We start from the raw sequence: 24,874 nt of genomic DNA, 5'->3' as shown, positions 1-24,874 counted from the left end.
AAAACGCCCAGGCGAGGTCGCCCGGGCGCTTTTACGGGGCGGTAGGTACTTCAGCTTTGGCGGCTGTCTACCGCCCGCGGGGTGCTCATCGGCTTAGATCTTGCCGACCAGGTCCAGGGATGGAGCGAGCGTGGCTTCGCCCTCTTTCCACTTGGCCGGGCAGACTTCACCTGGGTGAGCGGCGACGTACTGGGCAGCCTTCACTTTGCGCAGCAGTTCGCTGGCGTCACGGCCCACACCACCGTCGTTGATTTCGACGATCTTGATCTGGCCTTCCGGGTTGATCACGAAGGTGCCGCGGTCGGCCAGGCCGGCTTCTTCGATCAGCACGTCGAAGTTGCGCGAGATGACGTGGGTCGGGTCACCGATCAGCGGGTACTTGATCTTGCCGATGGTGTCCGAGGTGTCGTGCCAGGCTTTGTGGGTGAAGTGGGTGTCGGTGGACACACCGTAGATTTCCACGCCCAGCTTCTGGAATTCGGCGTAGTTGTCGGCGAGGTCGCCCAGCTCGGTCGGGCAGACGAAGGTGAAGTCGGCTGGGTAGAAGAACACGACGGACCACTTGCCTTTCAGGTCGGCTTCGCTGACCTGGACGAACTCGCCGTTGTGGTAGGCGGTGGCGTTGAACGGTTTGACCTGGCTGTTGATGATAGGCATGAGAGACGCTCCTTCATGGGTTGGAATCAGTTGACGGAGAGAATCCTAACCGCTGGTCCTGAAGAAGGCTCATTGGCAAAGCTCATGCTGGCAATTGGTTTTGGCTATAAGCGAGGTTTATTAATAGAAGGGATTGGGCTGAGCAAAGGATTGCGCGGCCTGTTCGCCGGCAAGCCGGCGCCTACGGGCCAGGTAGGAGCCGGCTTGCCAGCGAACGCACGGTCAACGGGTCACGGTACGCATCGTAACGAACTCCTCCGCCGCCGTCGGGTGCACGCCAATGGTCTCGTCGAACTGCAGCTTGGTGGCACCGGCCTTCAGTGCTACACCCAAGCCCTGGATGATCTCGCCGGCATCGGGCCCGACCATGTGGCAACCCAGCACCTTGTCGGTCTCGGCATCCACCACCAGCTTCATCAGGGTCTTTTCCTGAATATCGGTGAGGGTCAGCTTCATCGCCCGGAAGCGGCTCTCGAAAATCTGCACCTTGTGCCCGGCCTTGAGCGCCTGCTCCTCGGTCAGGCCCACAGTACCGATCGGTGGCTGGCTGAACACAGCGGTGGGGATGTTCTGGTAGTCCACCGGGCGATACTGCTCGGGCTTGAATAGCCTGCGCGCCACGGCCATGCCTTCGGCCAGGGCAACGGGCGTGAGCTGCACGCGGCCGATCACATCACCAATGGCCAGCACCGACGGTTCGGTGGTCTGGTACTGCTCGTCGACGCGAATGAAACCGCGCTCGTCGAGTTCGACACCGGTGTTCTCAAGGCCCAGGTTGTCCAGCATCGGCCGGCGGCCGGTGGCATAGAACACGCAGTCGGTCACCAGTTCGCGACCGTCCTTGAGCGTTGCCTTGAGGCTGCCGTCGTCGAGCTTGTCGATACGCTGGATATCGGCGTTGAACTGCAAGTCCAGCCCGCGCTTCTCCAGTTCTTCCTTCAGGTGCGTGCGCACCGAACCGTCGAAGCCGCGCAGGAACAGATCGCCGCGGTACAGCAGCGTGGTGTCGGCGCCCAGGCCCTGGAAGATGCCGGCGAACTCCACGGCGATGTAGCCACCGCCGACCACCAGCACACGGCGTGGCAAATCCTTGAGGTAGAAGGCTTCGTTGGAGGTGATCGCCAGTTCCTTGCCAGGGATGTCGGGCACCTGCGGCCAGCCGCCGGTGGCGATGAGGATGTGCTCGGCGCTGTAGCGCTGGCCGTCCACTTCCACTTCGTGGGCAGCGGTCATGCGCGCATGGCCCTGCAGCAGGGTCACGCCGCTGTTGACCAGCAGGTTACGGTAGATGCCGTTGAGGCGCTCGATCTCGCGGTTCTTGTTCGAGATCAGCGTGCCCCAATCGAAATGGCCCTCTTCCAGAGTCCAGCCGAAGCCAGCAGCCTGCTCCAGCTCATCGGCGACGTGGGCCCCGTACACCAGCAGCTTCTTCGGTACACAACCGACGTTGACGCAGGTGCCCCCCAGATAGCGGCTCTCGGCCACTGCCACCTTGGCGCCGAAGCCGGCGGCGAAGCGCGCCGCGCGCACACCGCCGGAACCGGCGCCAATCACGAACAGATCAAAATCGTAGGCCATGTATTCAGTCTCCTTGGCGGTCGCCCAGCATAGCGCCGATGGCCGCCACAAACAAAAAAGCCACCCCGAGGGGTGGCTTGGTGACTTGGCGGGCGAACTCAGTACGCCTTGCCGGTCTTGTAGAAGTTCTCGAAGCAGAAGTTGGTCGCCTCGATGTAGCCTTCGGCGCCACCACAGTCGAAACGCTTGCCCTTGAACTTGTAGGCGATCACGTTGCCTTCTGCCGCCTGCTTCATCAGCGCATCGGTGATCTGGATTTCACCACCCTTGCCTGGTTCGGTCTGTTCGATCTTCTCGAAGATGTCCGGGGTCAGGATGTAGCGACCGATGATCGCCAGGTTCGATGGCGCGTCTTCCGGCTTCGGCTTCTCGACCATGGAGTCGACACGGAAGATGCCGTCCTTGATCTCTTCACCGGCGATAACGCCGTACTTGTTGGTTTCCTGCGGATCGACTTCCTGGATGGCGACGATCGAGCAGCGGTACTTCTTGTACAGCGCGACCATCTGCGCGAGCACGCCGTCACCGTCGAGGTTGACGCACAGGTCGTCCGCCAGCACCACGGCGAATGGCTCATCACCGATCAGCGGGCGGCCGGTGAGAATGGCATGGCCCAGGCCCTTCATCTCGGTCTGGCGGGTGTAGGCGAACGAGCATTCGTCCAGCAGGCGACGGATGCCGACCAGGTATTTTTCCTTGTCGGTGCCTTTGATCTGGTTTTCCAGCTCGTAGCTGATGTCGAAGTGGTCTTCCAGGGCACGCTTGCCACGGCCAGTGACGATGGAGATCTCGTTCAGACCGGCGTCCAGTGCCTCTTCAACGCCATACTGGATCAGTGGCTTGTTGACCACCGGCAGCATTTCCTTGGGCATGGCTTTGGTAGCGGGCAGGAAACGAGTGCCGTAACCGGCTGCCGGGAACAAGCATTTTTTGATCATAAACGTCCTTAACAAGGGCTTTGCGTACGAAATTCGGCGCAGTCTAATCAGGCGGCGGTCACCTTACAATGCCCCACCCGCGCTTGGCCGATGCCATGATAGAGATATCCAAGTGTAGATAGTTCCGGGGGATCGCAAATATTGCCTCCGTCGAACGGTTGCGGCCGGTGGATCAGGAAGCCCTCACACCGTGGGAGCGGGCTTGCCCCGTGACGGGCAAGCCCGCTCCCACGCATGGCCATCGACCTCTCATCAGCCAAGGCCAGACAGCGCGGTCAGCCGCCGGTCCCCTGCCCGATCAGCACCCCGTCGACCGTCTGCCCATACAGGTTGACCCCATCATTGGCATGGAACTTCAGCCGGGTCTTCTCGATCGAGCCCTCCACCAGCCGCGGGTCCTGCGGCCGCTCGTGGCGATTGATCCAGGCCGCCACGTCCCAGGCCTGCTGGTCACTCAGGCTGCCGGGCTTGCCCAGGGGCATGTTGTACTTGATGTAAGAGGCGGATGTGTTGATCCGGTGCATGCCGGCACCCCAGTTGTACGAGTCCTTGCCCCACAACGGCGGCATCACGTACTCGCCGGCGACCTTCTGGCCCTCGCCATTGCTGCCATGGCAGATCGCGCATTGCGCCTGGAAGACCTGCTGGCCACGCTTGAAGTCATACCCGCCTTCAGGCCTGGGCACCTCTGGGTAACCCCGGCCGGCAATTTCCACCCCCGTCGGGGCTTGGGTCGAAAGCCAGTAGGCATATACGCTGAGCGCGGTCATCTGTGGGCTATCCGCTGCCGGTGGCTTGCCGTTCATGCTGAACTGGAAACAGCCCTGGATGCGTTCGGCGAAGGTGTTGACCTTGTCGTTCTTCTTGCGATACGCCGGATACATCGGATAGGCGCCCCACAACGGAGCGGAATGGGGCAAGCGTCCCTGGTCGAGGTGGCAATTGCTGCAGTTCAAGCCATTGCCCACGGCCTCGGGCATCAGGCGCCGGGTATCGACGAACAGCGCATGCCCCTGGCGGACCATCTTGCCGAAGGCATTGTCCGGGATCGCATCCTCGCTCGGCGGCACGAATAGCGGCGCGGCCTGGGCGCCAGGCACCTTGAGCTGGGATTGGTCTTCCATGGCGATCGGCGCCGCCTGGGTACCACTCATGGCCAACAACAGCAGGGCTGGAATCACGGCTTTCATGGCTTGGCCTCCTGGACAGCGGGATGGGCGAAGTACTCGGCGACCGCCTTGACCTCGGCGTCGGTCATCGCCTTGGCGACATTGACCATCAACTGATTGGGGTCGTTGCTGCGACTGCCGTCGCGCCAGGCATTGAGCTGCGCCACCAGGTAACCGGCCGGCTGCCCGGCCAAGGGTGGAAAGTGCTCGCCAACACCACTGCCGCCAGGCCCATGACATTGCACGCAACCGGGGATCTGGCGGCTCCAGTCGCCATACAGTGCCAGGCGGGTGACCGGATCGGTGGCAATCTGCTGGCGGCGCTGATCGGGGGCCGCGTCAGCTGGGAGTGTGCTCAGGTAAGCGCTCACCGCTTCGATTTCCGCATCGTCCAGCGCCTTGGCCAACGGCTCCATTACCGCCTGCTTGCGGCTGGCGTTGCGAAAGTCGTGCAGTTGCTTGGCCAGATAGCGAGCAGGCAAGCCGGCCAAGCGGGGAAAACCAGCGGCGGCAATACCCTTGCCGTCCGCGCCATGGCAGCCCAGACAAGCCATGGCAGCGGGGTTCTGCCCGCCCTGATTGAAGATTTTCTGGCCATCGGCAGCGTGCGCCGAGGGCCAGGCCAAGATCAGCACGCTGCCGATCACGACACGGCTCAGGGGTTTCATCACGGAGGCTCCATTTCCTTGTTATAAGCTTAGGCTTAAACGATATAAGCCAATAAATACTAGGCCTATTCCCCGGCATGCGACAACGCGCCACCGGGCAGGAAACGGGCAAACCGCCGTTTAATCGCTCATTTGCTGAGCTGGATCAAGAACCTGAAATGCATGCGGTCGTCGCACTGCGTACATCCCCCAGGCGCAGCGGGAAGTTGTTCAAACGCTCATACACTTTGATGGCGCTACCACTCCCACGCTTGTCGATATCCACCAGCGCGGCAGGGCCGACACCCGCCGACACCTTCTGCGGCACGATCAGGCGCAGCGAATCGCCCGCCCCTTCTTCCTGCAGCGGGTCCCGCGAATCCGCAAGCTTGCGCTTCACGCAATCCGCGTATTCACGCGGCGTCTTGCCGGAGATCACATCCAGGGTCGCGTGAGTCTGTTCCAGCTCCGCGACACTGACACAACCACCCAACGCCAGCGCAGCTGCCGCTACCATCCACTTCATGCACGCCATCTCCAACTTCAAAAGTCATCCTGTGACCACGACCAGGCGGATTTGCTCCCCTCTCTGGCAGAAATCTCCTTGGCCTGGCCAGCCCGGGCGCAAGTGTACCCTCACATCGTGATATCTTTCGCCTTTGCAGAACCCAATCCTTGCGGAGCACCCCATGAAATTCGTACACCAGCGCGAGCACCTGAACGAGGACGACATCGTCGTCATCGAATGCTCCCAGCGCTGCAACATCCGCCTGATGAACGACGCCAACTTCCGCAGCTTCAAGAACGGCGGCCGGCACACCTATCACGGCGGCCACTTCGAACGCTTCCCGGCCAAGATCACCGTGCCCAGCACCGGCTTCTGGAACATCACCATCGACACCGTGACCACACGGCCGATCTCGGTGACACGCAAGCCAACACTCACCCACAAGATCAAGATCATTCGCCGCTCGTCGTCGAAACTCGGATAAGACCGCATGACCCAGACCATCAAGTATGTGATCAAGTACAAGCTCGACGGCGAGCGCCGTTGGGACTTCGCCCAGATGCCGGACGCCTCCCTCGAGCAAGCCCGGGAAGCCCTGCGCAAGATCCACGGCGACGATGCCGACAAGATCAGCGACATCCAGGTGAGCAAGGCGCTGTAACCACGTCCGATCCCGCCGCACGAAAGGAGTCGCCCATGAGCACCTGGCAAGACCGCCGCATCCTCGACCTGCTGGGCATCGAGGTGCCCATCCTCCAGGCGCCCATGGCCGGCGCCAGCGGCGCGGCCATGGCCATCGCCGTGGGCAATGCCGGCGGCCTGGGCGCCCTGCCCTGCGCCATGCTCACGATCGAACAGGTGCGTGGCGAGATCGAGGCGTTCCGCGCCGCCTGCCAGGGCCCGCTCAACCTGAACTTCTTCTGCCACCAGCCTCCCGAGCCCGACCCTGAACGCGACACGCGCTGGAAACAGGCACTCAAGCCCTACTACGACGAAGTCGGCGCCGATTTCGACGCGCCTAGTCCCGTCTCCAACCGCGCGCCCTTCGATGAGCAGGGTTGCCAACTGGTCGAGGCGCTACGCCCGGAAGTGGTCAGCTTCCACTTCGGCCTACCCGCGATGACGCTGCTGCAGCGGGTCAAAGCCAGTGGCGCCAAGGTACTGTCCAGCGCCACCACGGTCGAGGAAGCCCGCTGGCTGGAACAGCATGGCTGCGATGCGATCATCGCCATGGGCTATGAAGCCGGCGGTCATCGCGGCATGTTCCTCAGTGACGACATCACCAGCCAGATCGGCACGTTCGCCCTGGTACCGCAGATCGTCGATGCCGTGCGGGTGCCAGTGATCGCCGCCGGCGGGATCGGCGACCACCGCGGCCTGATCGCCGCCCTCGCGCTGGGCGCCTCGGCCGTACAGATCGGCACGGCCTACCTGTTCTGCCCGGAAGCGAAAGTCTCCGCGGCCCACCGCCGCGCGCTCGACACTGCCCCCGCCAGCGATACAGCGCTGACCAACCTGTTCACCGGCCGCCCCGCGCGGGGCATCAACAACCGGCTTATGCGCGAGCTTGGGCCGATGAACACCCTCGCCCCACGCTTCCCCCTGGCAGGCGGCGCGCTAATGCCATTGCGGGCAATCACCGATGCGCAGGGCAACGCCGACTTCAGCAACCTGTGGTCCGGCCAGGCCCTGCGCCTTGGGCGGCACATGCCTGCCGGCGAGCTGACCCGGGACATCGCGGACAACGCATTGAAAAAACTGACCTTCTGATCAAGTCCCCCGACCGCCCTCTTCCCGACGGATGGCTTATCGCTATATATTCCACAATATAACGATAACCCGCCGCCCCTTAGGAGCCGTCTGCATGCGTATTCGCCTGTCCCACCTGGCCATCAGTGCCCTGGCTACCCTGGTTTCCGTCAACAACGCCCTGGCAGATGAAGTGCAGGTCGCTGTGGCGGCCAACTTCACCGCGCCCATCCAGGCCATCGCCAAGGACTTCGAGAAGGACACCGGCCACACGCTGGTCGCCGCCTATGGCGCCACCGGCCAGTTCTACGCACAGATCAAGAACGGTGCACCGTTCGAGGTATTTCTCGCCGCCGACGACACCACCCCCGCCAAACTCGAGCAGGAAAAGGAGATCGTCGAGGGATCGCGTTTCACCTACGCCGTCGGCACCCTGGCACTGTGGTCGGCCAAGCCAGGTTATGTCGATACGAAGGGTGACGTGCTGAAGAAGAACGCGTTCCAGCACCTGTCGATCGCCAACCCCAAGGCAGCGCCTTACGGCCTGGCCGCCACCCAGGTGCTGGACAAGCTCAAGCTGACCGGGGCCATCAAGGGCAAGATCGTCGAGGGCCAGAACATCACCCAAGCCTTCCAGTTCGTCTCCACCGGCAATGCCGAGCTGGGCTTCGTCGCCCTGTCGCAAGTCTACAAGGACGGCAAGATCACCGAGGGCTCGGCATGGATCGTCCCGTCCGAACTGCATGACCCAATCCGCCAGGACGCGGTCATCCTCAACAAAGGCAAGGATAACCCCGCCGCCAAGGCACTGGTCGACTACCTCAAGGGCCCGAAAGCCGCTGCGCTGATCAAATCGTACGGCTATGAAATCTGATGCCGCTCGACGCCAGTGACCTGGGGGCGATCTGGCTGACCATCAAGCTGGCCAGCCTGACCACTGCCATCCTGCTGGTGGTGGGCACGCCCATCGCCTGGTGGCTGGCCCGCACTCGTTCCTGGCTGCGCGGGCCAATTGGCGCGGTGGTGGCCCTGCCTCTGGTGCTGCCACCGACGGTGATCGGTTTCTACCTGCTGCTGGCCCTCGGCCCCCATGGCTGGATTGGCCAGGCTACCCAAGCCTTGGGTTTGGGCAGCGTGGTGTTCAGCTTCACCGGGTTGGTGATCGGTTCGGTGGTGTACTCCATGCCATTCGTGGTGCAGCCCCTGCAGAACGCCTTCGGCGCCATCGGCCAACGCCCGCTGGAGGTGGCCGCGACACTGCGCGCCAGCCCCTGGGACACCTTCGTTCATGTGGTGCTGCCGCTGGCCCGGCCCGGCTTCATCACCGCCAGCATCCTCGGCTTCGCCCACACCGTGGGCGAATTCGGTGTGGTGCTGATGATTGGCGGCAACATCCCCGACAAGACCCGCGTGGTCTCGGTGCAGATCTTCGATCACGTCGAGGCCATGGAATACGCCCAGGCCCACTGGCTGGCCGGGGCCATGCTGGTGTTCTCCTTCCTGGTGCTGCTGATGCTCTATGCTGGCCGCCGTGGCAAGGCGGGCTGGAGCTGAAATGACGAAAACGATACAGGCGCGGCTGCAAATGGTCCGCGACGATTTCACCCTGGATGTCGACCTGCGCTTGCCTGGCCGTGGCATCAGCGCTCTCTTTGGCCACTCGGGTTCGGGCAAGACCTCTTGCCTGCGCTGCCTGGCCGGGCTCGAGCGTGCCGCCAGCGCCTACATCGAGGTCAACGGCAAGGTCTGGGAGGACAGCGCACGCGGGCACTTCCTCGCCCCCCATAAACGCCCAGTGGGCTATGTATTCCAGGAAGCCAGCCTGTTCCCGCACCTGTCGGTACGCGGCAACCTGGAATTCGGCTGGCGCCGCATAGCCCCCGCCGAACGCAAGATCAACCAGGCGCAAGCCTGCCAACTGCTTGGTATCGGCCACCTGCTCGAGCGCAAACCGGCAACGCTGTCCGGCGGCGAGGCCCAGCGTGTCGGCATTGCCCGGGCACTGCTAAGCAGCCCGCGGTTGCTGCTGATGGACGAACCCCTGGCAGCCCTGGACAGTGCGCGCAAACGCGAGATCCTGCCCTACCTGGAACGTTTGCACGACGAACTGGACATCCCGCTGATCTACGTCAGCCATGCCCAGGACGAAGTGGCACGCCTGGCCGACCACCTCGTGCTGCTGGAACACGGCAAGGCCGTGGCCAGTGGCCCCATCGGCCATACCCTGGCCCGCCTCGACCTGTCGCTGGCCCAGGGCGAGGACGCCGGCGTCGTGCTCGAAGGCGTGGTGGTCGGCCATGATCCGCATTACGGGCTGTTCGACCTGCGCCTGCCCGGCAGCGACGGGCAACTGCTGCGCATCGCCCATCCGGACCTGCACGTCGGCAGCACCCTGCGGCTCAAGGTGCAGGCGCGCGACGTGAGCCTGGCGCTGAACGCCGACGCTGCCTCGAGCATCCTCAACCGCTTGCCGGTGCGGGTACGCGAATGCCGCCCCGCCGACAACCCGGCCCATGTTCTGGTCAGCCTGGATGCCGCCGGCAACCCGCTGCTGGCACGCATCACCCGTTACTCGGCCGAGCAACTGGGTGTGCAAGCCGGTCAGTTGCTATGGGCACAGATAAAGTCGGTTGCACTCCTGGGTTGAGCAATGCCAGTGCTGCAGGTGTCCACTGCAGCATGACCCTCACCAGGATCCCCAGGATGCCTGACTGCCCCTTGCCCGCCTCATTGCATTATGTCGATGACACCCAGCCCGGCCTGACGCGGCGCCGTTGGCGCGATCGCTTTCATTACTTCGATATGCAAGGCAAGCGGATACGCGATAGCGAAACACTCGCACGCATCGCCGCGCTGGTAATCCCGCCCGCCTATACCGATGTGTGGATCTGCGCCGATCCGCAGGGGCATCTGCAGGCCACCGGCCGCGACGCCCGCGGGCGCAAGCAGTATCGCTACCACAGCCTCTGGCGCGAACTGCGCGATCAGCACAAGTACGACCGCATGCTGGCCTTCGCCGAAGCCCTGCCGGGCCTGCGCAAACAGTTGGATCGTCACCTGGCGCGCCCCGGCCTCGGCCGTGAGAAGGTCATGGCGCTGGTCATCAGCCTGCTCGACAACACGCTGATACGCATCGGGAACCGTCAGTACCTGCGTGACAATCGCTCCTATGGGCTGACCACCCTCGCGACACGTCACGTCAGGGTGCGGGGCAGCAGCATACGCTTCCAGTTCCGTGGCAAACGCGGCGTCGAGCATGACGTCACACTGCGCGACAGGCGCCTGGCCGGGCTGCTCAAGCGCTGCATCGAACTGCCCGGCCAGGCATTGTTCCAATACCTCGACGAGCAAGGGCAACGCCACTGCGTCGGCTCGACCGATATCAACCAGTTCATCCAGCAACTCACGGGGGCCGACTTCACGGCCAAGGACTACCGCACCTGGGCGGGCACCAGCCTGGCCCTCGACCTGTTGAAACCACTGGCGTGGGAGCCTGACAGCGAGGCCAGGCGCCAGGTGGCCGCGATTGTCCGCCAGGTGGCAGCCCGGCTGGGAAACACCCCGGCGGTCTGCCGGCGCTGTTACATCCACCCCGCCGTGCTGGAACATTTTCAGTTGGGACATCTGGCCAAACTGCCTCGTGCCCGCCAGCGCAAAGGCCTGGAGATGGAGGAAGTGGCCCTGCTGCGCTTTCTGCAAGGCCTGGACGATCATTGACGCGGACTATTTAACCCATCGAGCACAGAAATTTCCCATATGACGCCAAGCACCCTATCCTTGCCACCAAGCACCTTCGCCGATGCTGGCTTTGTCATTTTCAGCGGCATCTTCACCTGAAGACTGGCAACAGAATTTGTCCGCCAGGGAATTACTATCCGCCGAAAGCGTCTTTAATGAGAAGGAAGAGGGACAAGCTCCCACCCGTTGGGCATAGGCCCCGCGGTTTTCTACACCACCAAGGAGAACTACATGCTGATACTCACCCGCAAGGTTGGCGAAAGCATCATCATCAACGATGACATCAAAGTCACCATTCTGGGCGTCAAGGGGATGCAAGTGAGGATCGGCATTGATGCACCCAAGGACGTCCAGGTGCACCGTGAAGAGATTTTCAAGCGTATCCAGGCGGGTAGCCCAGCCCCGGAGAAAGACAACGAGCACCACTGACAACACCAGGTTACAAGCCGCACGGACGCGTCTGATCGACTGCCCGCCCACGCGGGGGAGCCACCCTGAGCCTCAGGTGCCCAGCAGTTCGCGCACCTTGGCGATCATCCTGTCCATGTCGAATGGCTTGTCGAACACCGCCGCGAACAGCTCCGGGCAATCGCGCCCCTGGCTGGCTTGGGCGCCGCTCATGAGAATCACCGGCAGGTCCGGCAGTTGCAGTTCCTCGCGGATAGCTCGCGCCAGTTCCAGGCCATTGCGCACTGGCATCATGTAGTCGGTGATTACCAGGTCTACGCGTTTCTCCCTCAATGCATCCAAGGCCTTACTCCCGTTGCTGGCCTTTTCCACCAGAAAGCCTTCGTCTTCCAGGGCAAAGCCCAGGATATTGGCGATCAGGTATTCGTCATCGACGATCAAGATGGTATTCATCGCGCTATCATCAGCGATCTCCCTGAGGGACCGCCGTACCACTGAGCACACCGCTGGCACCGTCGAACACCTGCCCCAGGCTGATGCCATGGGGCCCGAGGTGCAGCGCCTGCAGGGCCGGCTCATGCTCGCTGTCGCGCACCTTGACAATCGACAATACGCGGTGCAGGCGGGCTTCTAGCTCGGCGAAGCGCAACAGTATCAGGTTATCGACGATGCTCGACAGGTCCGGGGCCGGGGCGGTGATCTCCGAACCGAAGATGTCGCGCATCTCCCAAGTCAGCAGTACGGTGATATCACGTGATCGCAGTTCGCCGGTCAAGGCACGGAAAAAAGCATTCAGGCGTGCCGGGTCCAGCGCCAGGCGCCCAAAGGCGCCAAGGCTGTCTATCACCACGCGCCGCGCGCCCATCTCTCGGGTTTGCCGCAGCAAACGCTCACCGAGCTGGTCGAGCAGCCCTTCGGTTGTCGGTTGCCAGCTCAACCGCACCGCTTCGTCGCGCTCCAGTCCAGCCAATTCATAGCCCAGCGCCGCAGCCTTCAAGCGCAGACGCACTGGTGTTTCGTAAAACCCGAAATGCAGCCCAGGCGATTCCTTGCTTGATGCGGCGAGGAAGGCGACCCCCAGGGCTGTCTTGCCGACACCGGATGGCCCCATCAGCAGGCTTACGGAGCCTTCGGCAAGGCCACCGCCAAGCATCGTGTCCAGGTCAGGGACGCCTGTGGTCACCTTGTTCACGGTACGCCCACCTTCCCCGCCGGGACGGCTGTAGAGCGCTTCCAGCCTCGGGTAGATCTGCAAGCCATCCTCGTCGATCAGGCACTCATGACGTCCGGACAATGCCCCGCTGCCACGCGTCTTGCGCAGTTGGACATGGCGCACGGCAGTGCTGCCGACCAAGCGCTCACCAAGCTCAATCACGCCGTCGACCATGGTGTGTTCGGGGCTGCCCTCCTCCAGGCGCGCACTGGTCAGCAGCAACACGGTGCAGCCGGCGAATGCAGCATGCCCCTGCAATTCGGAAACGAATTTCTTGGTGTCCAGGCTGGTCTCCGCTCGCGAACGGGCATTGAGCAGGCCATCGACGATCAGGAGACTGGCCTGCTGCCGGGCGATCTCCTGACGCAACAAACGCACCACCGCGTCCAGGCCGTCCTGTTCCAACGTATCGAAGGCACTGACGAACTGAATGGCGTCACCCACTTGGGAAGAGTCGAAGAAGGCCAGCGTCGACAGATACTGGAACAACCGCTCATGGGACTCGCTGAGCAAGGTGGCCACCAGCACCCGCCCACCGTCGCGCACATGATTGCAGGCGAGTTGGTTGGCCAGGATGGTCTTGCCCGAGCCCGGATGGCCCTGGACGATGTACGAGGCGCCGGCCACCAACCCGCCCTTGAGCAAGGCGTCGAGCCCAGCAATACCTGTGGGCAGGCGCTTGAGTTGTTCTACCATGGCTGTCTACCTTTGCGGTTCAAGATCGTTGGCCGCCGGGCTGGCCGGCAAGTAGAGGCTCATGCAGGTCCCCTCGCCTGGTCGGCTGGCCACGCTGATCGCACCATTGCTTTGCTTGGCGAAACCATAGACCTGGCTGAGCCCGAGGCCCGTGCCCTTGCCAAAGGCCTTGGTAGTGAAGAAAGGCTCGAATATCCGCGGCAGCACGTTCGAATCGATACCCTGGCCATCGTCATGTATGGCGAAGCGCACGAAGCGTCCCCGCAGGTCTTCCACCTCGCCGGCCAGCTGGACACATTCGACCACCAGGCGAATCTTTCCGGCACCCTGGATCGCGTCTCGGGCATTGAACATCAGGTTGAGAAGCACCATCTGCAACTGCCCCGCATCCACCTCGATCTCTGGCAGCCCAGCCTCAACCTGCTCATGCAACTCGATGCCCCGCGGTAAGGCATGCTCCAAGAGACCACGCGTCGCCTCCACCACCTCGGCAGGCGCGATGCAGGTCACGCTGAGTTGGCGATGGCGGGCGAAGCTGAGCAACTGCTGGGTCAATTGCGTACCCCGTTGCCCGGCGTCGAGGATATGCTCGAGCAGACGTCGGGTACGGGCCGGGTCCCGGTTGTTCAGCGCCAAGCGCGCGGAACTGAGGATGATGGTCAGCAAATTGTTGAAGTCGTGGGCCAACCCTCCGGTCAACTGCCCAAGCGCCTCAAGCTTCTGCGCCTGGAACAGTTGCGCGCGCATAGCGTCCAGTTGCAGGGCCGATTCGCGGCGGTCAGTGATATCCCGAGTCACCTTGGCCAGGCCGATGACTTTCCCCTGGTCGTCGCGGATGACGTCCAGCGCGGCCAGTGCCCAGAACTGTGTGCCGTCCTTGCGCACTCGCCAGCCTTCGTCCTGCGCCCCACCCTGCTCCAACGCCTGGTGCAGCAAACGCTCAGGGCGCCCATCAGCGCAATCCTGAAGTGTGAAGAACAGGGAAAAATGCTTGCCGATCACCTCATCCGCACGGTAGCCCTTGATCCGCTGGGCCCCTGCATTCCACGACACCACATGGCCCGAAGGGTCGAGCATGTAGATGGCATAGTCGACCACCGCCTGAACCAGCTGTTCATAGCGCGCTTCAGGCATGCTGGATTGGCCGGGCTGCTGCGCTGACACCATGCGAGCTCCACAAGCACCGCGAAAGGACATATTGAGCGTAGTCAAAAGTCCAGCGGGCACAGGGCCTCATGCGACGATCGTCAACTCTCGCGCTCGAACATCGAAGGTACCAGGCGCCGTGGCATCGCCACCTTCAACAGCCACAAGCCCACCAGGAGAATCAGCGCACCGCCGCACAGGGCAAGGAACCGCTGTGGATCGGGGTGCTGTTCGTCGATCGCCAGCATCACCAGGTAACCGCCCAGACACATCAGGCCCGCATACAGAAAAGCCGCCAGCAGACAGACCTGAATGAACAGCAGGCGCCAGAACAGTCGCGGACGCACGATGCGCCCCGGCACAGTACCGGGGTCGGAAGGAGACGAAGGCATGACAGCGCACTCTATTGGATCCAATGCGCAGAAGGTGGCGTAATGGTAGCATTCTGTCAATTGATCTATAGTTGGGCCCGCCTCGAACCCACAAGGAAGCGACATGATTTCGAACCTTCGCATGCAAGGCCTGCAGGACGACCTTATGCGCACTGCCACGGAACTGGACGAACTGTGCGAGGCGTTGAGTGGGCACGCCCTGTTCCTGCGCGACTCCGTTCATAAGGCCGATGCACAGGCCATGGGCGGGCATGTCGAAGGCCTACGTGACACAGCCTGCGAGATGCGCCACATCGCCAACAGCATCGAAGCCTGAATCTCCCGCCGGTTGACGCTTCTATAACAATGGGTTATAAAGCGCCCTTGATTGTCAGGCCCTTCTGCTTATGAAGCGCGGCGGTCAAACGTGCGAGTGTGGTGGAATTGGTATACACAGCAGACTTAAAATCTGTCGGCGTGAGCCTTGCGGGTTCGAGTCCCGCCACTCGCACCATCCTCTTTCGATGAAGGCGCCCTTGCGGCGCCTTTTTCATACCCGTCCAACAAGCGCCCGCCTGCTACAGTGGAGGATGTCCCCGGCCACTGGAACGCCGCCATGCGCTACACACTGCTAGACGGTCAACGCGATCTCATCCTGCTCCTCGCCCGCCTCCTGCTGATGATCCTGTTCGTACTCTCGGGATGGAGCAAGCTCACCGGCTTCGAAGGCACGGTCGCCTATATGACGTCACTGGGCGCACCCGCCCCCATGCTTGCCGCGACGATCGCGGTGATCATGGAATTGCTGGTCGGTATCCTGTTGATCCTGGGGTTTTACACCCGGCCGCTGGCCCTGTTGCTCGCCTTGTTCGTACTTGGCACCGCACTGCTCGGCCACCCCTTCTGGAACATGGTCGACCCTGAGCGTAGCGCCAACATGACCCAGTTCCTGAAGAACCTGAGCATCATTGGTGGCCTGCTCGTACTTGCAGTCAGCGGCCCTGGCCGATTCTCACTCGATCGGCGCTGAGCTGGCCGTTCAGGGTGACAGCGGCGTCAATCGTCGTAGTCGTCATGCCAGGCTGGATGGTCTTCCTCATCGTCGAAGTCATCCAGCAGCTCTTCGTCCTCCTCCACTTCGTCCAGCGCACCATGGGCGTCGGCCTCGGGGTCGAAGTCATCGTGGAATTCAGGGTCGAGCAGGTGGTCGTGCTCAGGTTCGGGCAAATCGTCATCTTCGTGCATTGCAGCCTCCGGTAAAACAGCACGCCTGTATAAGCCGACCGCAGTACCGGGTCAATCCTCTGCACACTTAACCCTGCCTTAACCGGCATGACGCAGGTTAGTGGCTCTCCCTTCAGAAACGTTCTTGCCCGCCCTCGTTGGCGGGCTTTTTTCTGCATGACTGCGCAATTGGCCATTATCCATTTATCCGCCAGTGTGCAATGGCAAGACACCGAACCAATGAAAAATTCAGTAACGGTTAGTGGCCCCCTCACTCGCAGGTTTTCACGAAATGCTGACATTCGTGGCGGCACACTGGCCTGGCTTTAATACGTTCTATTCAACCCGCCCCTTTGGCGGGTTTTCTTTTTTATATCGATATCTACGGGCCACAGACTGATCTACTTGCCGGCAACTATGCTCAGGGGGCGGAGGTTCACCCCATGTGCGGAAGACTTTCACAGTATCGAGGTCTGCATGAGTTCGCCGACACCCTGAACATGGAAGGTGCCTGGCACAACACGGTCGGTGATCAGCCGCTACAGCGCTACAACATTGCCCCTTCGATGCCGGTCGTCGTGATTCGGCTCGAACACACCGGCCCCGTGCGGATTGGGTCAAATGGGGGTGGCGACCTCACTGGGCGACAGACCGCGTCCCGCCGATCAACGCCAGGGCTGAAAAAGTCGCACATGGCCCATTCTTTCGGGCGATCTAGCCCTATCGTGCAATCACCCCGGTGGACGGCTGGTTCGAATGGGTTGATGAAAGCGGCCCGGGAAAACAGCCTTATTTCATCAAGCGCCGAGATGGGCGCCCTGCCCTATGCGCATCGATCGGCCAATTCACCGGCACTGAACATGATGGCTTCGTGATCATCACTGCCAACGCCCAAGGCGGAATGGTCGATGTGCATGACCGACGGCCCGTAATGCTAGCCCCGGCATTGGCCCGCGAGTGGCTCGCCACTACAACATCTGCAGCGCAGGCCGAACAGATGGTGCTCGTGTCTGGTGAGCCAGCCGAAGTTTTCAATGGTACCGGGTGAGCCCTGTGGTGGGAAACGCCAGAAACCAAGGAAGCGACCTGATCACTCCCCTGAAGGGGTCGCCGCATTAATGGCGTCCGCCGCCCCTCAAGGGGCAGCGACGGATGGGCGCCCATCATCTTCCTTTTCCAGCAGTCAAAAAGAAGCCCGCTGATGGCGAGCAAACGGTATCATTCGCGCCTTGAAAGACGGCCCAGAAAGGGAAACCGATAATGAAAGGCAACAAGCTGGCGTACAGACCAGACATAGACGGGCTGCGCGCCCTGGCAGTATTCCTTGTACTGCTGTTTCACTTCGAACTTGGGGTAAGCGGTGGTTTCATCGGTGTTGACGTTTTCTTCGTGATTTCGGGTTATCTGATTACCGAAGTCATTCGTAACGCCATCAAGAATGAGCGCTTTTCCTTCATCGACTTCTATGTCAGGCGCTTGCTGCGCTTGCACCCCGCACTCATTGTCACCGTACTGCTTTCATTGCTGTTCGGGTATCTGATCATGGACCCGGCTGCGTTCAAGGCCCTGGCGGAGTCATCAAAGTACTCGTTGCTTTCCGCGTCCAATTTTTACTTCTGGCTGAACCAGGGGTATTTCGATGCCTCGGCACAAACCCAGCCCCTGCTTCACACTTGGTCTCTCGGCGCCGAGTGGCAGTTCTATGTCGCGTGGCCATTTGTTGTATGGGGTGCCCTGAAACTATCTGACCGTTTTCTTATCGGTTTACTGGTAATACTCACGCTGCTCTCCTTGGCTGCCTCCCAGGTCATACTTGACCACGACTCCTCTGCGGCCTATTTCATGATGCCCTTCCGTGTGTTCGAGTTGTCGATCGGGGCGCTACTGGTCTTCATCAGCCACCATCGGCTTGGTGCAAAAGTTGAATCCAGCCTTGCGCTTATCGGTATGCTTGCCATTGTGGCATCGGCGCTATTGCTTGATCCGGGCTCTCCTTTCCCAGGCGTTCGCGCGCTGGTGCCATGCCTCGGTGCCGCGGCCTGCATCTATGCTGGCAGGTCATCGACAGCCAGCATCTTGCGGACCTGGCCACTGGTGAAGCTGGGCCTGATTTCATACTCCGTTTACCTTGTCCATTGGCCACTTGCCGTCTTCTACAAATACTACGTCTTCCGCCCTATCAGCTGGCCAGAAAAAACTGGGCTGCTCGTCGCATCCATCCTCTTGGGCTACCTGATGTACCGTCTGGTAGAAACGGTCTTTATGCGCAAAGACCTCTGGGTGAAACCAGTAGGTTTGATTACAGTCACCTCCAGCGTGGCCGCGCTCGCCTACCTCGCGCATATGGTCGTCATAGGCAACGGGATGAAAGACAGGGTGCCTGCGGACTATCTGGTGTTCGCCGACGACCCGGCGAATTTCCATGCTACCCATTACGGCGGGACCGGTTTTGCGCTGGATACAACGATAGGAGACGCGGGCGGCAAGCTCATCGCCATCGTTGCCGGCGACAGTTTTGCGCTGCAGTACGCCAGCGGCCTGGACAAGCACCTCAAGGCGACAGGCGAGAAAGTCCTCGGCGTGTTCCAGCATGGTTGCTTGCTGTCGGGTGAGTACACGCGCCTTCTCAATAATGTGCCGAGGCAGGACTGCCGGGATGCTTACCGCAGCGCCATGGCTAAACTTGACAACAATAACCTGCCCTTTGTCTTCGCGCAGAGCTGGGAGGGTTACAAGGGTATGATTGCCAATGCCCAGGGCGAACGCATCAATACGTCGAACGATGCGGAGTACAACCGCGTAATCATTGATATGCTCGAACGACTACGCGCTGACATCGGCAATAGGCCTTTGCTCATCGTTGGCACTCAGCCTTACTTCTCGATGGAAAACTCTGCGGCCTCTTGCCTGTTAAGACCTCAATTCGTCTATCAGGGTTGTCAGAATGCCCTTGAATATCCGGTTGACCTGTCCTATTCACACGCATTTAACAGCAAGTTAAAAGAGTTTTCAGCCGCTCACCCCAACACTTACTATGTAGATCCAGCTGATCACCTATGCAAAGATGGAGTCTGCAGCGCCGCCCTTAAAGGTGAGATCCTGTACTCCGATGCCGTCCACCTGTCTATTGATGGTTCACTCCTGGCGTCCGAGTCAATAGTCCAGAGCCTCCACAAGATACAAGAGTAATTCATACGAGCCGGTTTATACGGCCCCCGCTCCACGCCCAATGTAAAAACCCGCAGATTTGAACCTGCGGGTTTTTACATTGGGCGAGCCTACTACGGCGACAAGACGATGGCCTACGACGTGTGTGAAGGCGAGTTCGAGTGTAAGCGCTCCATGAACCCCACATTCAAAGCGCTTACCTGATCCCCGATGCTGTGCTCCCGATTTCTTTCTGGAGCTCGCCGACCATGATGCGACCCGACGCCAAAGTCGAAAAAGTGTACCTCTACCCCAAGCCCGTCGACTGTAAGCGTCCGGCGAACTCACCTTGCGTAAGTCATGCCGGCACCCACTGATGCGGCAGCAACTGTCCGATCTCACTGGCCCGTTGGGTCGGCAGCCGCGTCAGCACATCTTTGAGATAGGCATACGGATCATGCCCATTCATGCGCGCCGACTGGATCAAACTCATGATTGCTGCAGCCCGCTTACCGCTGCGCAGGGATCCCGCAAATAACCAGTTCGAGCGCCCGAGTGCCCATGGCCGTATCTGGTTTTCGACCTGGTTGTTGTCGATGGGCACAGCCCCATCATCCAGGTAGCGCGTCAGCGCTACCCAGCGTTTCAGGCTGTAATCGAAGGCTTTGGCCGTGGCTGATCCATTGGGCACCAGGTCTCGCTGAGCCAACATCCAGTCATGCAGTTTTTTGAGGATCGGCACCGCCAATTCTTGTCGTATTCGCCAGCGCTCTTCATCACTCATGTCCCACGCCCGACGCAAGTTCTTTGATTTGCACGTGGCGAACAAAAGTCAGCTGGTGGCCACCTCCATGATCGACAACCCCTTCTCGAACAGCCTGGACGTGCCCTCATGGCGAAGGTCATGGAAGTGCAGGTCGCGGACCAGGGCCGCTTTGCACGCCCGGTGGAAGTACTGGCTCACCGAATGCGGCGACAACGAGAAGATCTTCCCATCCAACCGAACCGGCAAGCCGTCGAGCAGCGCCCTGGCCCTGGAGGACAGCGGCACAAGCCGACGGCTGCCATTCTTCGTATCCTCGAGCAACACATGCTTGGCCTTCACGCTCTCGCGGCGCAGCCACAGCAACTCGCTGCGGCGCATGGCCGTCTCGACCGCGAGCTGGATAATCGCCGGCATTTCGGCATGAATCTCCCCCGCCTTCTCGATCACGCTGGCCAGTTCGAAACTGAGCGGCCGCCGATCCCGCTCCTTTGCCCCCTTGGGCATGCGCAGTTTCATTACCGGGTTGCTCAGCCCCTCAATACCCCAGTCCTTGATCGCCACCGTATACAGGTGGCTGATGATCGCCAGGTCCAGCCGGACCGTGGCTGTGGACCTTCCCTCCTTGAGCTCATCATCCCTGTACAACGCAAAATCACTGGATCTCAGCGCGGCCAGGCTTTTGCCGGCGAACGCATGCTTCTTCCACTTGTTGATCCTGGTCAGTTCCTGCTTGGCGCCCTTCTTCGTTGAGCTGACCTCGCGGGCATACCGGTCGAGGGCTTCGGACAGAGTGGTTCGCTCAGCCTCGCGCATGTCGACGAAGCGTGCCCGCGACATGTCGCCCTCGATCTCAGCCGCCCATCGTTGGGCCTCGGCCTTGGTGTCGAAAGTTGCGGAGAGTGCGGGGTATCCCTTACGGCGGATCTTTGCCCGCCATGCGCCGCCTGGGCGCTGCTCAAAAGTAGCCATGCTGCGGATTCTGCCGGGGGCTTGTGGGGCACGCAATTTCCTTCGGTGTCCCATATTTGTCCCAAACCGGGCGTCCATGGACAATCCGCAGGCATGAAAAAAGCCCCGCAACCTCAATGATTGCGGGGCTTTCGAATGGTGGAGGCCGAGGTCGGAATCGAACCGGCGTAGACGGATTTGCAATCCGGAGCATAACCACTTTGCTACTCGGCCTCAAAGTCGGAGTAAGCTTTCGCTATCCCCTTGAAACCGCTGGGCTTTTTCAAGTCAGCTGCGTTTCGATGGACGCCATTATGTCGGCATTCGATTCCCCTTGCAACCCCCTTTATGAAAAAAATCTTCAAGGGGTTCAAGGTGTTAGCGCAAACGCCCGAGTTTGCTCCACAAACCGACCAGAGTATTCTCCACCGCGCCACTGGCCGCTACACCAATGCGCTCCTGCAAGGTCTTGCGCTCCGCAAAGCGCAAGTGGAACAGGTTGGCCTCGCGGGCACGCTGGCTCAGGTACTCGTCACTGGTGCCCAACTCGTCAACCAACTGGCGATTCAACGCGGCGATACCCAGCCACACTTCACCAGTGGCCACTTCGTCGATATGCAACTGTGGGCGGTAGCGGGCAACGAAGTCCTTGAACAGTTGGTGAGTGATGTCTAGGTCTTCCTGGAATTTCTCTCGCCCCTTGTCGGTGTTTTCGCCGAATACGGTCAGGGTGCGCTTGTACTCACCCGCCGTGAGCACCTCGAAATCGATGTCGTGCTTTTTCAGCAGGCGGTTGACGTTGGGCATCTGCGCCACCACACCGATCGAGCCCAGCACCGCGAAGGGGGCGCTGACGATCTTCTCGCCGATGCAGGCCATCATGTAACCGCCGCTGGCCGCCACCTTGTCGATGCAGATGGTCAACGGAATACCGGCCTCACGGATGCGCGCCAACTGCGAGGCTGCCAAGCCATAACTGTGCACCAGTCCACCGCCACTCTCGAGACGCAACACCACTTCATCCTGCGGGGTAGCCAGGGTGAGCAACGCGGTGATTTCATTGCGCAGGCTCTCGGTGGCCGATGCCTTGATGTCGCCATCGAAATCGAGAACGAACACCCGGCGCTTGTCCTCGGGCTTTTTCTTCTGCTGTTTTTCCGCCTTGGCCTGCTGCTTGCGCAGGGCCTTGAGCTGGGCCTTGTCGAGCAGGCCCGACTCCAGGCGCTCGCGCAGTTCCTTGTAGAACTCGTTGAGACGAGTGACCTGCAACTGCCCGCCCGGCTTGCGCTTACCCTTGCCGCGCAGCCCGGCGATGGCCGACAGTACGACCAGCATGGCGATCACCAGCGTGGCGGTTTTGGCGAGAAAGCTTGCGTATTCGGCAAGAAACTCCACATTGACTCCTTGATAGACCAGCGCCACGAGGGGCGCGAAATGCTTGCAAGCATACCGGTGCGCATGAGCGGCTGCCAGCTAGGGAAAACGCTGGCAACACAGTTCAAACGACCTTTTCAAACGCTTGTATGTTTTTTCGTTGACAGCCTGCCTAGGGCATCCTAACCTCGCAGCAACCTCCAACCGGGCCGGACTACCTCGTGGGCAACCTCTACCTGATCCGACATGGCCAAGCCTCCTTCGGTGCCGACGACTACGACGTCCTCTCGCCCGTGGGTGAGCGCCAGAGCCAAGCCCTAGGTGAGCACCTCGCCCAGCTGGGGCTGCGTCTGGATCGCTGCGTCGCTGGCACCTTGCGTCGCCAGCAGGACACAGCCCGGCTGGCACTCCAGGCACTGCAGCAAAGCGGTAGCCCGGTACCGGCCGTAGAAACCGATGCCGCCTTCAACGAGTTCGACGCCGACGGCGTCATCCGCGCCCTGCTCCCGGGACTGTTGCCCGACGAACCCGAGGCGCTGCACATCCTGCGTAATGGCACGCAGCATCGCAGCGAGTTCCAGCGCCTGTTCGCGCTGATGGTACAGCGCTGGCATGACGGCGAGTACAACCACGTTGACCATCTGGAAACCTGGCAGGCCTTCATGGACCGGGTCGGCGACGGCCTTCGTCGTTTGCTTGCAAGCGCCGCCAGTGGCGACAACATTGCCCTGTTCACCTCGGGCGGCACCATTGCCGCCCTGCTCCACCTGGTTACCGGAGTCACGCCGGCGCAGGCCTTCAACCTGAACTGGCAGATCATCAACACGTCGCTCAGCCACCTGAAATTCCGAGGCCGCGACGTGGCACTGGCTTCCTTCAACAGCCAAGCCCATGTGCAGCTGTTGCGGGCGCCGGAGCTCATCACCTATCGATGAGCCCGGTCTGTTGTGTCCCTGCGGACGCGAATATCACTTAACAAGGAATACACCATGAGCGATGTAGCTAAAGCCGTCGAGGCGATGAAGGCAAAATTCAACCCTGCAGCGGCCGCCGGCCTGGACCTGGTGTTCGGCTTCAACATCACCGATGAAGACAAGCACTACGCACTGCTCGTCAAGGATGGCACCTGCGAGATCCAGGAAGGCGAGAACGCCGACGCCAACTGCACCCTGGTACTGGACAGCGAGACGCTGAAGGGCATCGTCAGCGGTGAAACCGACGGCATGCAGGCCTTCATGGGCGGCAAGCTGCGCGTCGAAGGCGACATGATGCTGTCGATGAAGCTCAGCGAGCTGTTCCCGGCCTGATCGCCAGGGCGTATCGTAAAAGAAAAAACCGAAGCCGACGCGCTTCGGTTTTTTTTTGCGCACGAAAATGATCGGGCCATCAGGGCCATTGATCGTCGTGCAACAACCTGGCCTATAACGGCCTGGCACGCTTGTACCAACTGCTTCAGGAAATTAGATTAACCAATAGTCCTTGCTACCGATCATAAGGAAATCGCATGACGCTCACCGACCAGTCCACCCAGGTCCGCCCCGGCGAAGAACTCGATGCCGTCGTCATCGATCCGTACCTCAAGGATCACATTCCAGGCCTGGAAGGTATACCGACGATCAGCCAGTTCCCTGGCGGCGCCTCCAACCTCACCTACCTGGTGGCCTACCCGGGCAAGGAGTTCGTCCTGCGTCGCCCGCCGTTCGGCCACAAGGCCAAGTCGGCCCACGACATGGGCCGCGAGTTTCGCATCCTCAACCAGCTCAACGAAGGCTTCCCCTACTGCCCGAAAGCCTATGCGCACTGCACCGACGAAGCGCTGATCGGCGGCGAGTTCTATGTGATGGAGCGGGTCAAGGGCATCATTCTGCGCTCGGACATTCCCGCTGAACTCGACCTCGACGCCACCCGCACCGAAGCCCTGTGCAAGAGCTTCATTGATCGCCTGGTCGAACTGCACCAGGTGGACTACACCGCCTGCGGCCTGGCCGACCTGGGCAAGCCGGAAGGCTATGTACGTCGCCAGATCGAGGGCTGGGCCAGCCGCTACGAAAAGGCGCTGACCCCCGACGCGCCACGCTGGGAGAAAGTAATCGCCTGGCTGCGTGAGAAAATGCCCGCCGACCACCCTCGCCCTGGCATCGTGCACAACGACTACCGCTTCGACAATGTCATCCTCGACAGCGACAACCCCATGCGCATCATCGGTGTGCTGGACTGGGAAATGGCCACTATCGGCGACCCGTTGATGGACCTGGGCAACAGCCTCGCTTACTGGATCGAGGCAAGCGACCCGGCCCCCGTGCAATTGATGCGCCGCCAGCCCAGCAACGCACCCGGCATGCTTACCCGCCGGCAGTTCGTCGATTACTACGCCGAGCGCGCCGGCATCCGCATCGACAACTTCGACTTCTATTACTGCTATGGCCTGTTCCGCCTGGCCGGCATCGTTCAGCAGATCTACTACCGCTTCTTCCACGGCCAGACCCAGGATAAGCGCTTCGCCCAGTTCATCCACATGAACCGGCTGCTGGAGCACATGAGCCTGCAACTGATCGACAAATCCAGCCTGTAACACCGGCAGACAACAAGGAATCCCG

26 protein-coding genes, 2 tRNA genes and 3 pseudogenes are annotated in these 24,874 nt (G+C 61.1%); 16 read left to right on the top strand and 15 right to left on the bottom strand.

Annotated features, from left to right (window positions below):
* Nucleotides 1–93: 93 nt before the first annotated feature.
* The 6 genes from ahpC to IM733_RS04600 all read right to left on the bottom strand — a co-directional run bounded on the left by ahpC (nt 94) and on the right by IM733_RS04600 (nt 5,515).
* Nucleotides 94–657 (bottom strand): alkyl hydroperoxide reductase subunit C, encoded by a 564-nt coding sequence (ahpC, locus tag IM733_RS04625; RefSeq protein WP_011533509.1) that lies wholly within the window; start codon nt 655–657, stop codon nt 94–96.
* Between the two features lie 222 nt (nt 658–879).
* A complete protein-coding gene (gene gorA / locus IM733_RS04620; RefSeq protein WP_248919743.1) occupies nt 880–2,235 on the bottom strand; it encodes a glutathione-disulfide reductase in 1,356 nt (451 codons plus the stop codon).
* A gap of 98 nt (nt 2,236–2,333) precedes the next feature.
* Nucleotides 2,334–3,173 (bottom strand): UTP--glucose-1-phosphate uridylyltransferase GalU, encoded by an 840-nt coding sequence (gene galU / locus IM733_RS04615; RefSeq protein ID WP_110993910.1) that lies wholly within the window; start codon nt 3,171–3,173, stop codon nt 2,334–2,336.
* 275 nt (nt 3,174–3,448) lie between these two features.
* Entirely contained in the window at nt 3,449–4,363 is a 915-nt protein-coding gene (locus tag IM733_RS04610; protein ID WP_248919742.1) for a c-type cytochrome, read from the bottom strand.
* Nucleotides 4,360–5,010, bottom strand: coding sequence for a c-type cytochrome (locus IM733_RS04605; RefSeq protein WP_248919741.1), 651 nt, complete (start codon nt 5,008–5,010; stop codon nt 4,360–4,362). The genes IM733_RS04610 and IM733_RS04605 overlap by 4 nt, the downstream gene beginning before the upstream one ends.
* A 145-nt stretch (nt 5,011–5,155) precedes the next feature.
* Nucleotides 5,156–5,515 carry a hypothetical protein gene (locus IM733_RS04600; protein WP_248919740.1) on the bottom strand — a complete coding sequence of 120 codons (360 nt, stop codon included), beginning with the start codon at nt 5,513–5,515 and terminating at the stop codon, nt 5,156–5,158.
* 163 nt (nt 5,516–5,678) lie between these two features.
* Between IM733_RS04600 and IM733_RS04595 the strand changes: the two genes are divergently transcribed.
* The 8 genes from IM733_RS04595 to csrA all read left to right on the top strand — a co-directional run bounded on the left by IM733_RS04595 (nt 5,679) and on the right by csrA (nt 11,413).
* Nucleotides 5,679–5,981: a DUF1883 domain-containing protein gene (locus IM733_RS04595; protein ID WP_008090281.1), complete on the top strand. Its 303-nt coding sequence runs from the start codon at nt 5,679–5,681 to the stop codon at nt 5,979–5,981.
* A gap of 6 nt (nt 5,982–5,987) precedes the next feature.
* Nucleotides 5,988–6,158 carry a hypothetical protein gene (locus IM733_RS04590; RefSeq protein WP_011533503.1) on the top strand — a complete coding sequence of 57 codons (171 nt, stop codon included), beginning with the start codon at nt 5,988–5,990 and terminating at the stop codon, nt 6,156–6,158.
* Between the two features lie 35 nt (nt 6,159–6,193).
* On the top strand, nt 6,194–7,267 hold the full coding sequence (locus IM733_RS04585) for an NAD(P)H-dependent flavin oxidoreductase (protein ID WP_248919739.1): 1,074 nt from the start codon (nt 6,194–6,196) through the stop codon (nt 7,265–7,267).
* Between the two features lie 94 nt (nt 7,268–7,361).
* Nucleotides 7,362–8,120, top strand: a complete 759-nt coding sequence (gene modA / locus IM733_RS04580) for a molybdate ABC transporter substrate-binding protein (RefSeq protein ID WP_248919738.1) — start codon at nt 7,362–7,364, stop codon at nt 8,118–8,120.
* Entirely contained in the window at nt 8,120–8,800 is a 681-nt protein-coding gene (gene modB / locus IM733_RS04575; RefSeq protein ID WP_248919737.1) for a molybdate ABC transporter permease subunit, read from the top strand. Before modA ends, modB begins: the two co-directional genes overlap by 1 nt.
* 1 nt (nt 8,801) lies before the next feature.
* The gene (gene modC, locus IM733_RS04570) at nt 8,802–9,893 is read left to right on the top strand and encodes a molybdenum ABC transporter ATP-binding protein (RefSeq protein WP_248919736.1); all 1,092 of its coding nucleotides are present in this window, start codon (nt 8,802–8,804) and stop codon (nt 9,891–9,893) included.
* Nucleotides 9,894–9,949: 56 nt separating this feature from the next.
* The gene (locus IM733_RS04565; RefSeq protein WP_248919735.1) at nt 9,950–10,963 is read left to right on the top strand and encodes a DNA topoisomerase IB; all 1,014 of its coding nucleotides are present in this window, start codon (nt 9,950–9,952) and stop codon (nt 10,961–10,963) included.
* Between the two features lie 252 nt (nt 10,964–11,215).
* Nucleotides 11,216–11,413: a carbon storage regulator CsrA gene (gene csrA / locus IM733_RS04560; protein ID WP_248919734.1), complete on the top strand. Its 198-nt coding sequence runs from the start codon at nt 11,216–11,218 to the stop codon at nt 11,411–11,413.
* A gap of 72 nt (nt 11,414–11,485) precedes the next feature.
* Here csrA and IM733_RS04555 read toward each other — a convergent pair whose 3' ends face one another.
* From IM733_RS04555 to IM733_RS04540, 4 genes are all read right to left on the bottom strand, one after another.
* The gene (locus IM733_RS04555; RefSeq protein WP_248919733.1) at nt 11,486–11,845 is read right to left on the bottom strand and encodes a response regulator; all 360 of its coding nucleotides are present in this window, start codon (nt 11,843–11,845) and stop codon (nt 11,486–11,488) included.
* Nucleotides 11,846–11,855: 10 nt separating this feature from the next.
* Nucleotides 11,856–13,301: an ATPase domain-containing protein gene (locus IM733_RS04550; RefSeq protein ID WP_248919732.1), complete on the bottom strand. Its 1,446-nt coding sequence runs from the start codon at nt 13,299–13,301 to the stop codon at nt 11,856–11,858.
* Nucleotides 13,302–13,307: 6 nt separating this feature from the next.
* On the bottom strand, nt 13,308–14,468 hold the full coding sequence (locus IM733_RS04545) for a two-component system sensor histidine kinase NtrB (RefSeq protein ID WP_432760392.1): 1,161 nt from the start codon (nt 14,466–14,468) through the stop codon (nt 13,308–13,310).
* An 80-nt stretch (nt 14,469–14,548) separates the two neighbouring features.
* Entirely contained in the window at nt 14,549–14,839 is a 291-nt protein-coding gene (locus IM733_RS04540) for a hypothetical protein (protein ID WP_248919731.1), read from the bottom strand.
* Nucleotides 14,840–14,942: 103 nt separating this feature from the next.
* Here IM733_RS04540 and IM733_RS04535 point away from each other — a divergent pair, with 103 nt between their 5' ends.
* The 3 genes from IM733_RS04535 (at nt 14,943) to IM733_RS04525 (ending at nt 15,848) form a co-directional block, all read left to right on the top strand.
* Nucleotides 14,943–15,155, top strand: coding sequence for a hypothetical protein (locus IM733_RS04535; RefSeq protein ID WP_248919730.1), 213 nt, complete (start codon nt 14,943–14,945; stop codon nt 15,153–15,155).
* 92 nt (nt 15,156–15,247) lie between these two features.
* A tRNA-Leu gene (locus tag IM733_RS04530) sits at nt 15,248–15,332 on the top strand.
* Nucleotides 15,333–15,434: 102 nt separating this feature from the next.
* On the top strand, nt 15,435–15,848 hold the full coding sequence (locus IM733_RS04525; RefSeq protein ID WP_248919729.1) for a DoxX family protein: 414 nt from the start codon (nt 15,435–15,437) through the stop codon (nt 15,846–15,848).
* Nucleotides 15,849–15,874: 26 nt separating this feature from the next.
* On the opposite strand, the gene IM733_RS04520 is transcribed toward IM733_RS04525, so the two are convergent.
* Nucleotides 15,875–16,063, bottom strand: coding sequence for a hypothetical protein (locus tag IM733_RS04520; RefSeq protein ID WP_248919728.1), 189 nt, complete (start codon nt 16,061–16,063; stop codon nt 15,875–15,877).
* A gap of 422 nt (nt 16,064–16,485) precedes the next feature.
* On the opposite strand from IM733_RS04520, the pseudogene IM733_RS04515 reads away from it, so the two are divergent.
* Nucleotides 16,486–17,161, top strand: a pseudogene (locus IM733_RS04515) (SOS response-associated peptidase).
* 141 nt (nt 17,162–17,302) lie between these two features.
* Nucleotides 17,303–19,231 carry an acyltransferase family protein gene (locus IM733_RS04510; protein ID WP_248919727.1) on the top strand — a complete coding sequence of 643 codons (1,929 nt, stop codon included), beginning with the start codon at nt 17,303–17,305 and terminating at the stop codon, nt 19,229–19,231.
* Between the two features lie 316 nt (nt 19,232–19,547).
* On the opposite strand, the pseudogene IM733_RS04505 reads toward IM733_RS04510, so the two are convergent.
* The 4 genes and pseudogenes from IM733_RS04505 to sohB all read right to left on the bottom strand — a co-directional run.
* A pseudogene (locus IM733_RS04505) lies at nt 19,548–19,988 on the bottom strand (IS66 family transposase); the annotation flags it as partial.
* 39 nt (nt 19,989–20,027) lie between these two features.
* Nucleotides 20,028–20,924, bottom strand: a pseudogene (locus IM733_RS04500) (tyrosine-type recombinase/integrase); the annotation flags it as partial.
* 139 nt (nt 20,925–21,063) lie between these two features.
* A tRNA-Cys gene (locus IM733_RS04495) sits at nt 21,064–21,137 on the bottom strand.
* Nucleotides 21,138–21,281: 144 nt separating this feature from the next.
* Nucleotides 21,282–22,298, bottom strand: a complete 1,017-nt coding sequence (sohB, locus tag IM733_RS04490) for a protease SohB (protein WP_248919725.1) — start codon at nt 22,296–22,298, stop codon at nt 21,282–21,284.
* 200 nt (nt 22,299–22,498) lie between these two features.
* On the opposite strand from sohB, the gene IM733_RS04485 reads away from it, so the two are divergent.
* From IM733_RS04485 to IM733_RS04475, 3 genes are all read left to right on the top strand, one after another.
* On the top strand, nt 22,499–23,212 hold the full coding sequence (locus IM733_RS04485; RefSeq protein WP_248919724.1) for a histidine phosphatase family protein: 714 nt from the start codon (nt 22,499–22,501) through the stop codon (nt 23,210–23,212).
* 54 nt (nt 23,213–23,266) lie between these two features.
* Nucleotides 23,267–23,584 (top strand): SCP2 sterol-binding domain-containing protein, encoded by a 318-nt coding sequence (locus IM733_RS04480; protein WP_110995549.1) that lies wholly within the window; start codon nt 23,267–23,269, stop codon nt 23,582–23,584.
* Nucleotides 23,585–23,781: 197 nt separating this feature from the next.
* Nucleotides 23,782–24,849, top strand: a complete 1,068-nt coding sequence (locus tag IM733_RS04475; protein WP_248919723.1) for a phosphotransferase family protein — start codon at nt 23,782–23,784, stop codon at nt 24,847–24,849.
* Nucleotides 24,850–24,874: the final 25 nt, after the last annotated feature.

The organism is Pseudomonas entomophila, from assembly GCF_023277925.1.
Lineage (GTDB): Bacteria > Pseudomonadota > Gammaproteobacteria > Pseudomonadales > Pseudomonadaceae > Aquipseudomonas > Aquipseudomonas entomophila_D.
This window is presented reverse-complemented; position numbering and strand designations above follow the sequence as displayed.

Coding starts and splice junctions, on each gene's coding strand:
- IM733_RS04555 (WP_248919733.1), bottom strand. CDS start 11,845: ATGAATACCATCTTGATCGTCGATGACGAATACCTGATCGCCAATATC.
- IM733_RS04540 (WP_248919731.1), bottom strand. CDS start 14,839: ATGCCTTCGTCTCCTTCCGACCCCGGTACTGTGCCGGGGCGCATCGTG.
- IM733_RS04510 (WP_248919727.1), top strand. CDS start 17,303: ATGAAAGGCAACAAGCTGGCGTACAGACCAGACATAGACGGGCTGCGC.
- IM733_RS04585 (WP_248919739.1), top strand. CDS start 6,194: ATGAGCACCTGGCAAGACCGCCGCATCCTCGACCTGCTGGGCATCGAG.
- gorA (WP_248919743.1), bottom strand. CDS start 2,235: ATGGCCTACGATTTTGATCTGTTCGTGATTGGCGCCGGTTCCGGCGGT.
- IM733_RS04475 (WP_248919723.1), top strand. CDS start 23,782: ATGACGCTCACCGACCAGTCCACCCAGGTCCGCCCCGGCGAAGAACTC.
- IM733_RS04550 (WP_248919732.1), bottom strand. CDS start 13,301: ATGGTAGAACAACTCAAGCGCCTGCCCACAGGTATTGCTGGGCTCGAC.
- IM733_RS04600 (WP_248919740.1), bottom strand. CDS start 5,515: ATGAAGTGGATGGTAGCGGCAGCTGCGCTGGCGTTGGGTGGTTGTGTC.
- ahpC (WP_011533509.1), bottom strand. CDS start 657: ATGCCTATCATCAACAGCCAGGTCAAACCGTTCAACGCCACCGCCTAC.
- modB (WP_248919737.1), top strand. CDS start 8,120: ATGCCGCTCGACGCCAGTGACCTGGGGGCGATCTGGCTGACCATCAAG.
- csrA (WP_248919734.1), top strand. CDS start 11,216: ATGCTGATACTCACCCGCAAGGTTGGCGAAAGCATCATCATCAACGAT.
- galU (WP_110993910.1), bottom strand. CDS start 3,173: ATGATCAAAAAATGCTTGTTCCCGGCAGCCGGTTACGGCACTCGTTTC.
- IM733_RS04520 (WP_248919728.1), bottom strand. CDS start 16,063: ATGCACGAAGATGACGATTTGCCCGAACCTGAGCACGACCACCTGCTC.
- IM733_RS04535 (WP_248919730.1), top strand. CDS start 14,943: ATGATTTCGAACCTTCGCATGCAAGGCCTGCAGGACGACCTTATGCGC.
- IM733_RS04480 (WP_110995549.1), top strand. CDS start 23,267: ATGAGCGATGTAGCTAAAGCCGTCGAGGCGATGAAGGCAAAATTCAAC.
- IM733_RS04590 (WP_011533503.1), top strand. CDS start 5,988: ATGACCCAGACCATCAAGTATGTGATCAAGTACAAGCTCGACGGCGAG.
- IM733_RS04545 (WP_432760392.1), bottom strand. CDS start 14,468: ATGGTGTCAGCGCAGCAGCCCGGCCAATCCAGCATGCCTGAAGCGCGC.
- IM733_RS04525 (WP_248919729.1), top strand. CDS start 15,435: ATGCGCTACACACTGCTAGACGGTCAACGCGATCTCATCCTGCTCCTC.
- IM733_RS04595 (WP_008090281.1), top strand. CDS start 5,679: ATGAAATTCGTACACCAGCGCGAGCACCTGAACGAGGACGACATCGTC.
- IM733_RS04565 (WP_248919735.1), top strand. CDS start 9,950: ATGCCTGACTGCCCCTTGCCCGCCTCATTGCATTATGTCGATGACACC.
- modA (WP_248919738.1), top strand. CDS start 7,362: ATGCGTATTCGCCTGTCCCACCTGGCCATCAGTGCCCTGGCTACCCTG.
- IM733_RS04605 (WP_248919741.1), bottom strand. CDS start 5,010: ATGAAACCCCTGAGCCGTGTCGTGATCGGCAGCGTGCTGATCTTGGCC.
- IM733_RS04610 (WP_248919742.1), bottom strand. CDS start 4,363: ATGAAAGCCGTGATTCCAGCCCTGCTGTTGTTGGCCATGAGTGGTACC.
- modC (WP_248919736.1), top strand. CDS start 8,802: ATGACGAAAACGATACAGGCGCGGCTGCAAATGGTCCGCGACGATTTC.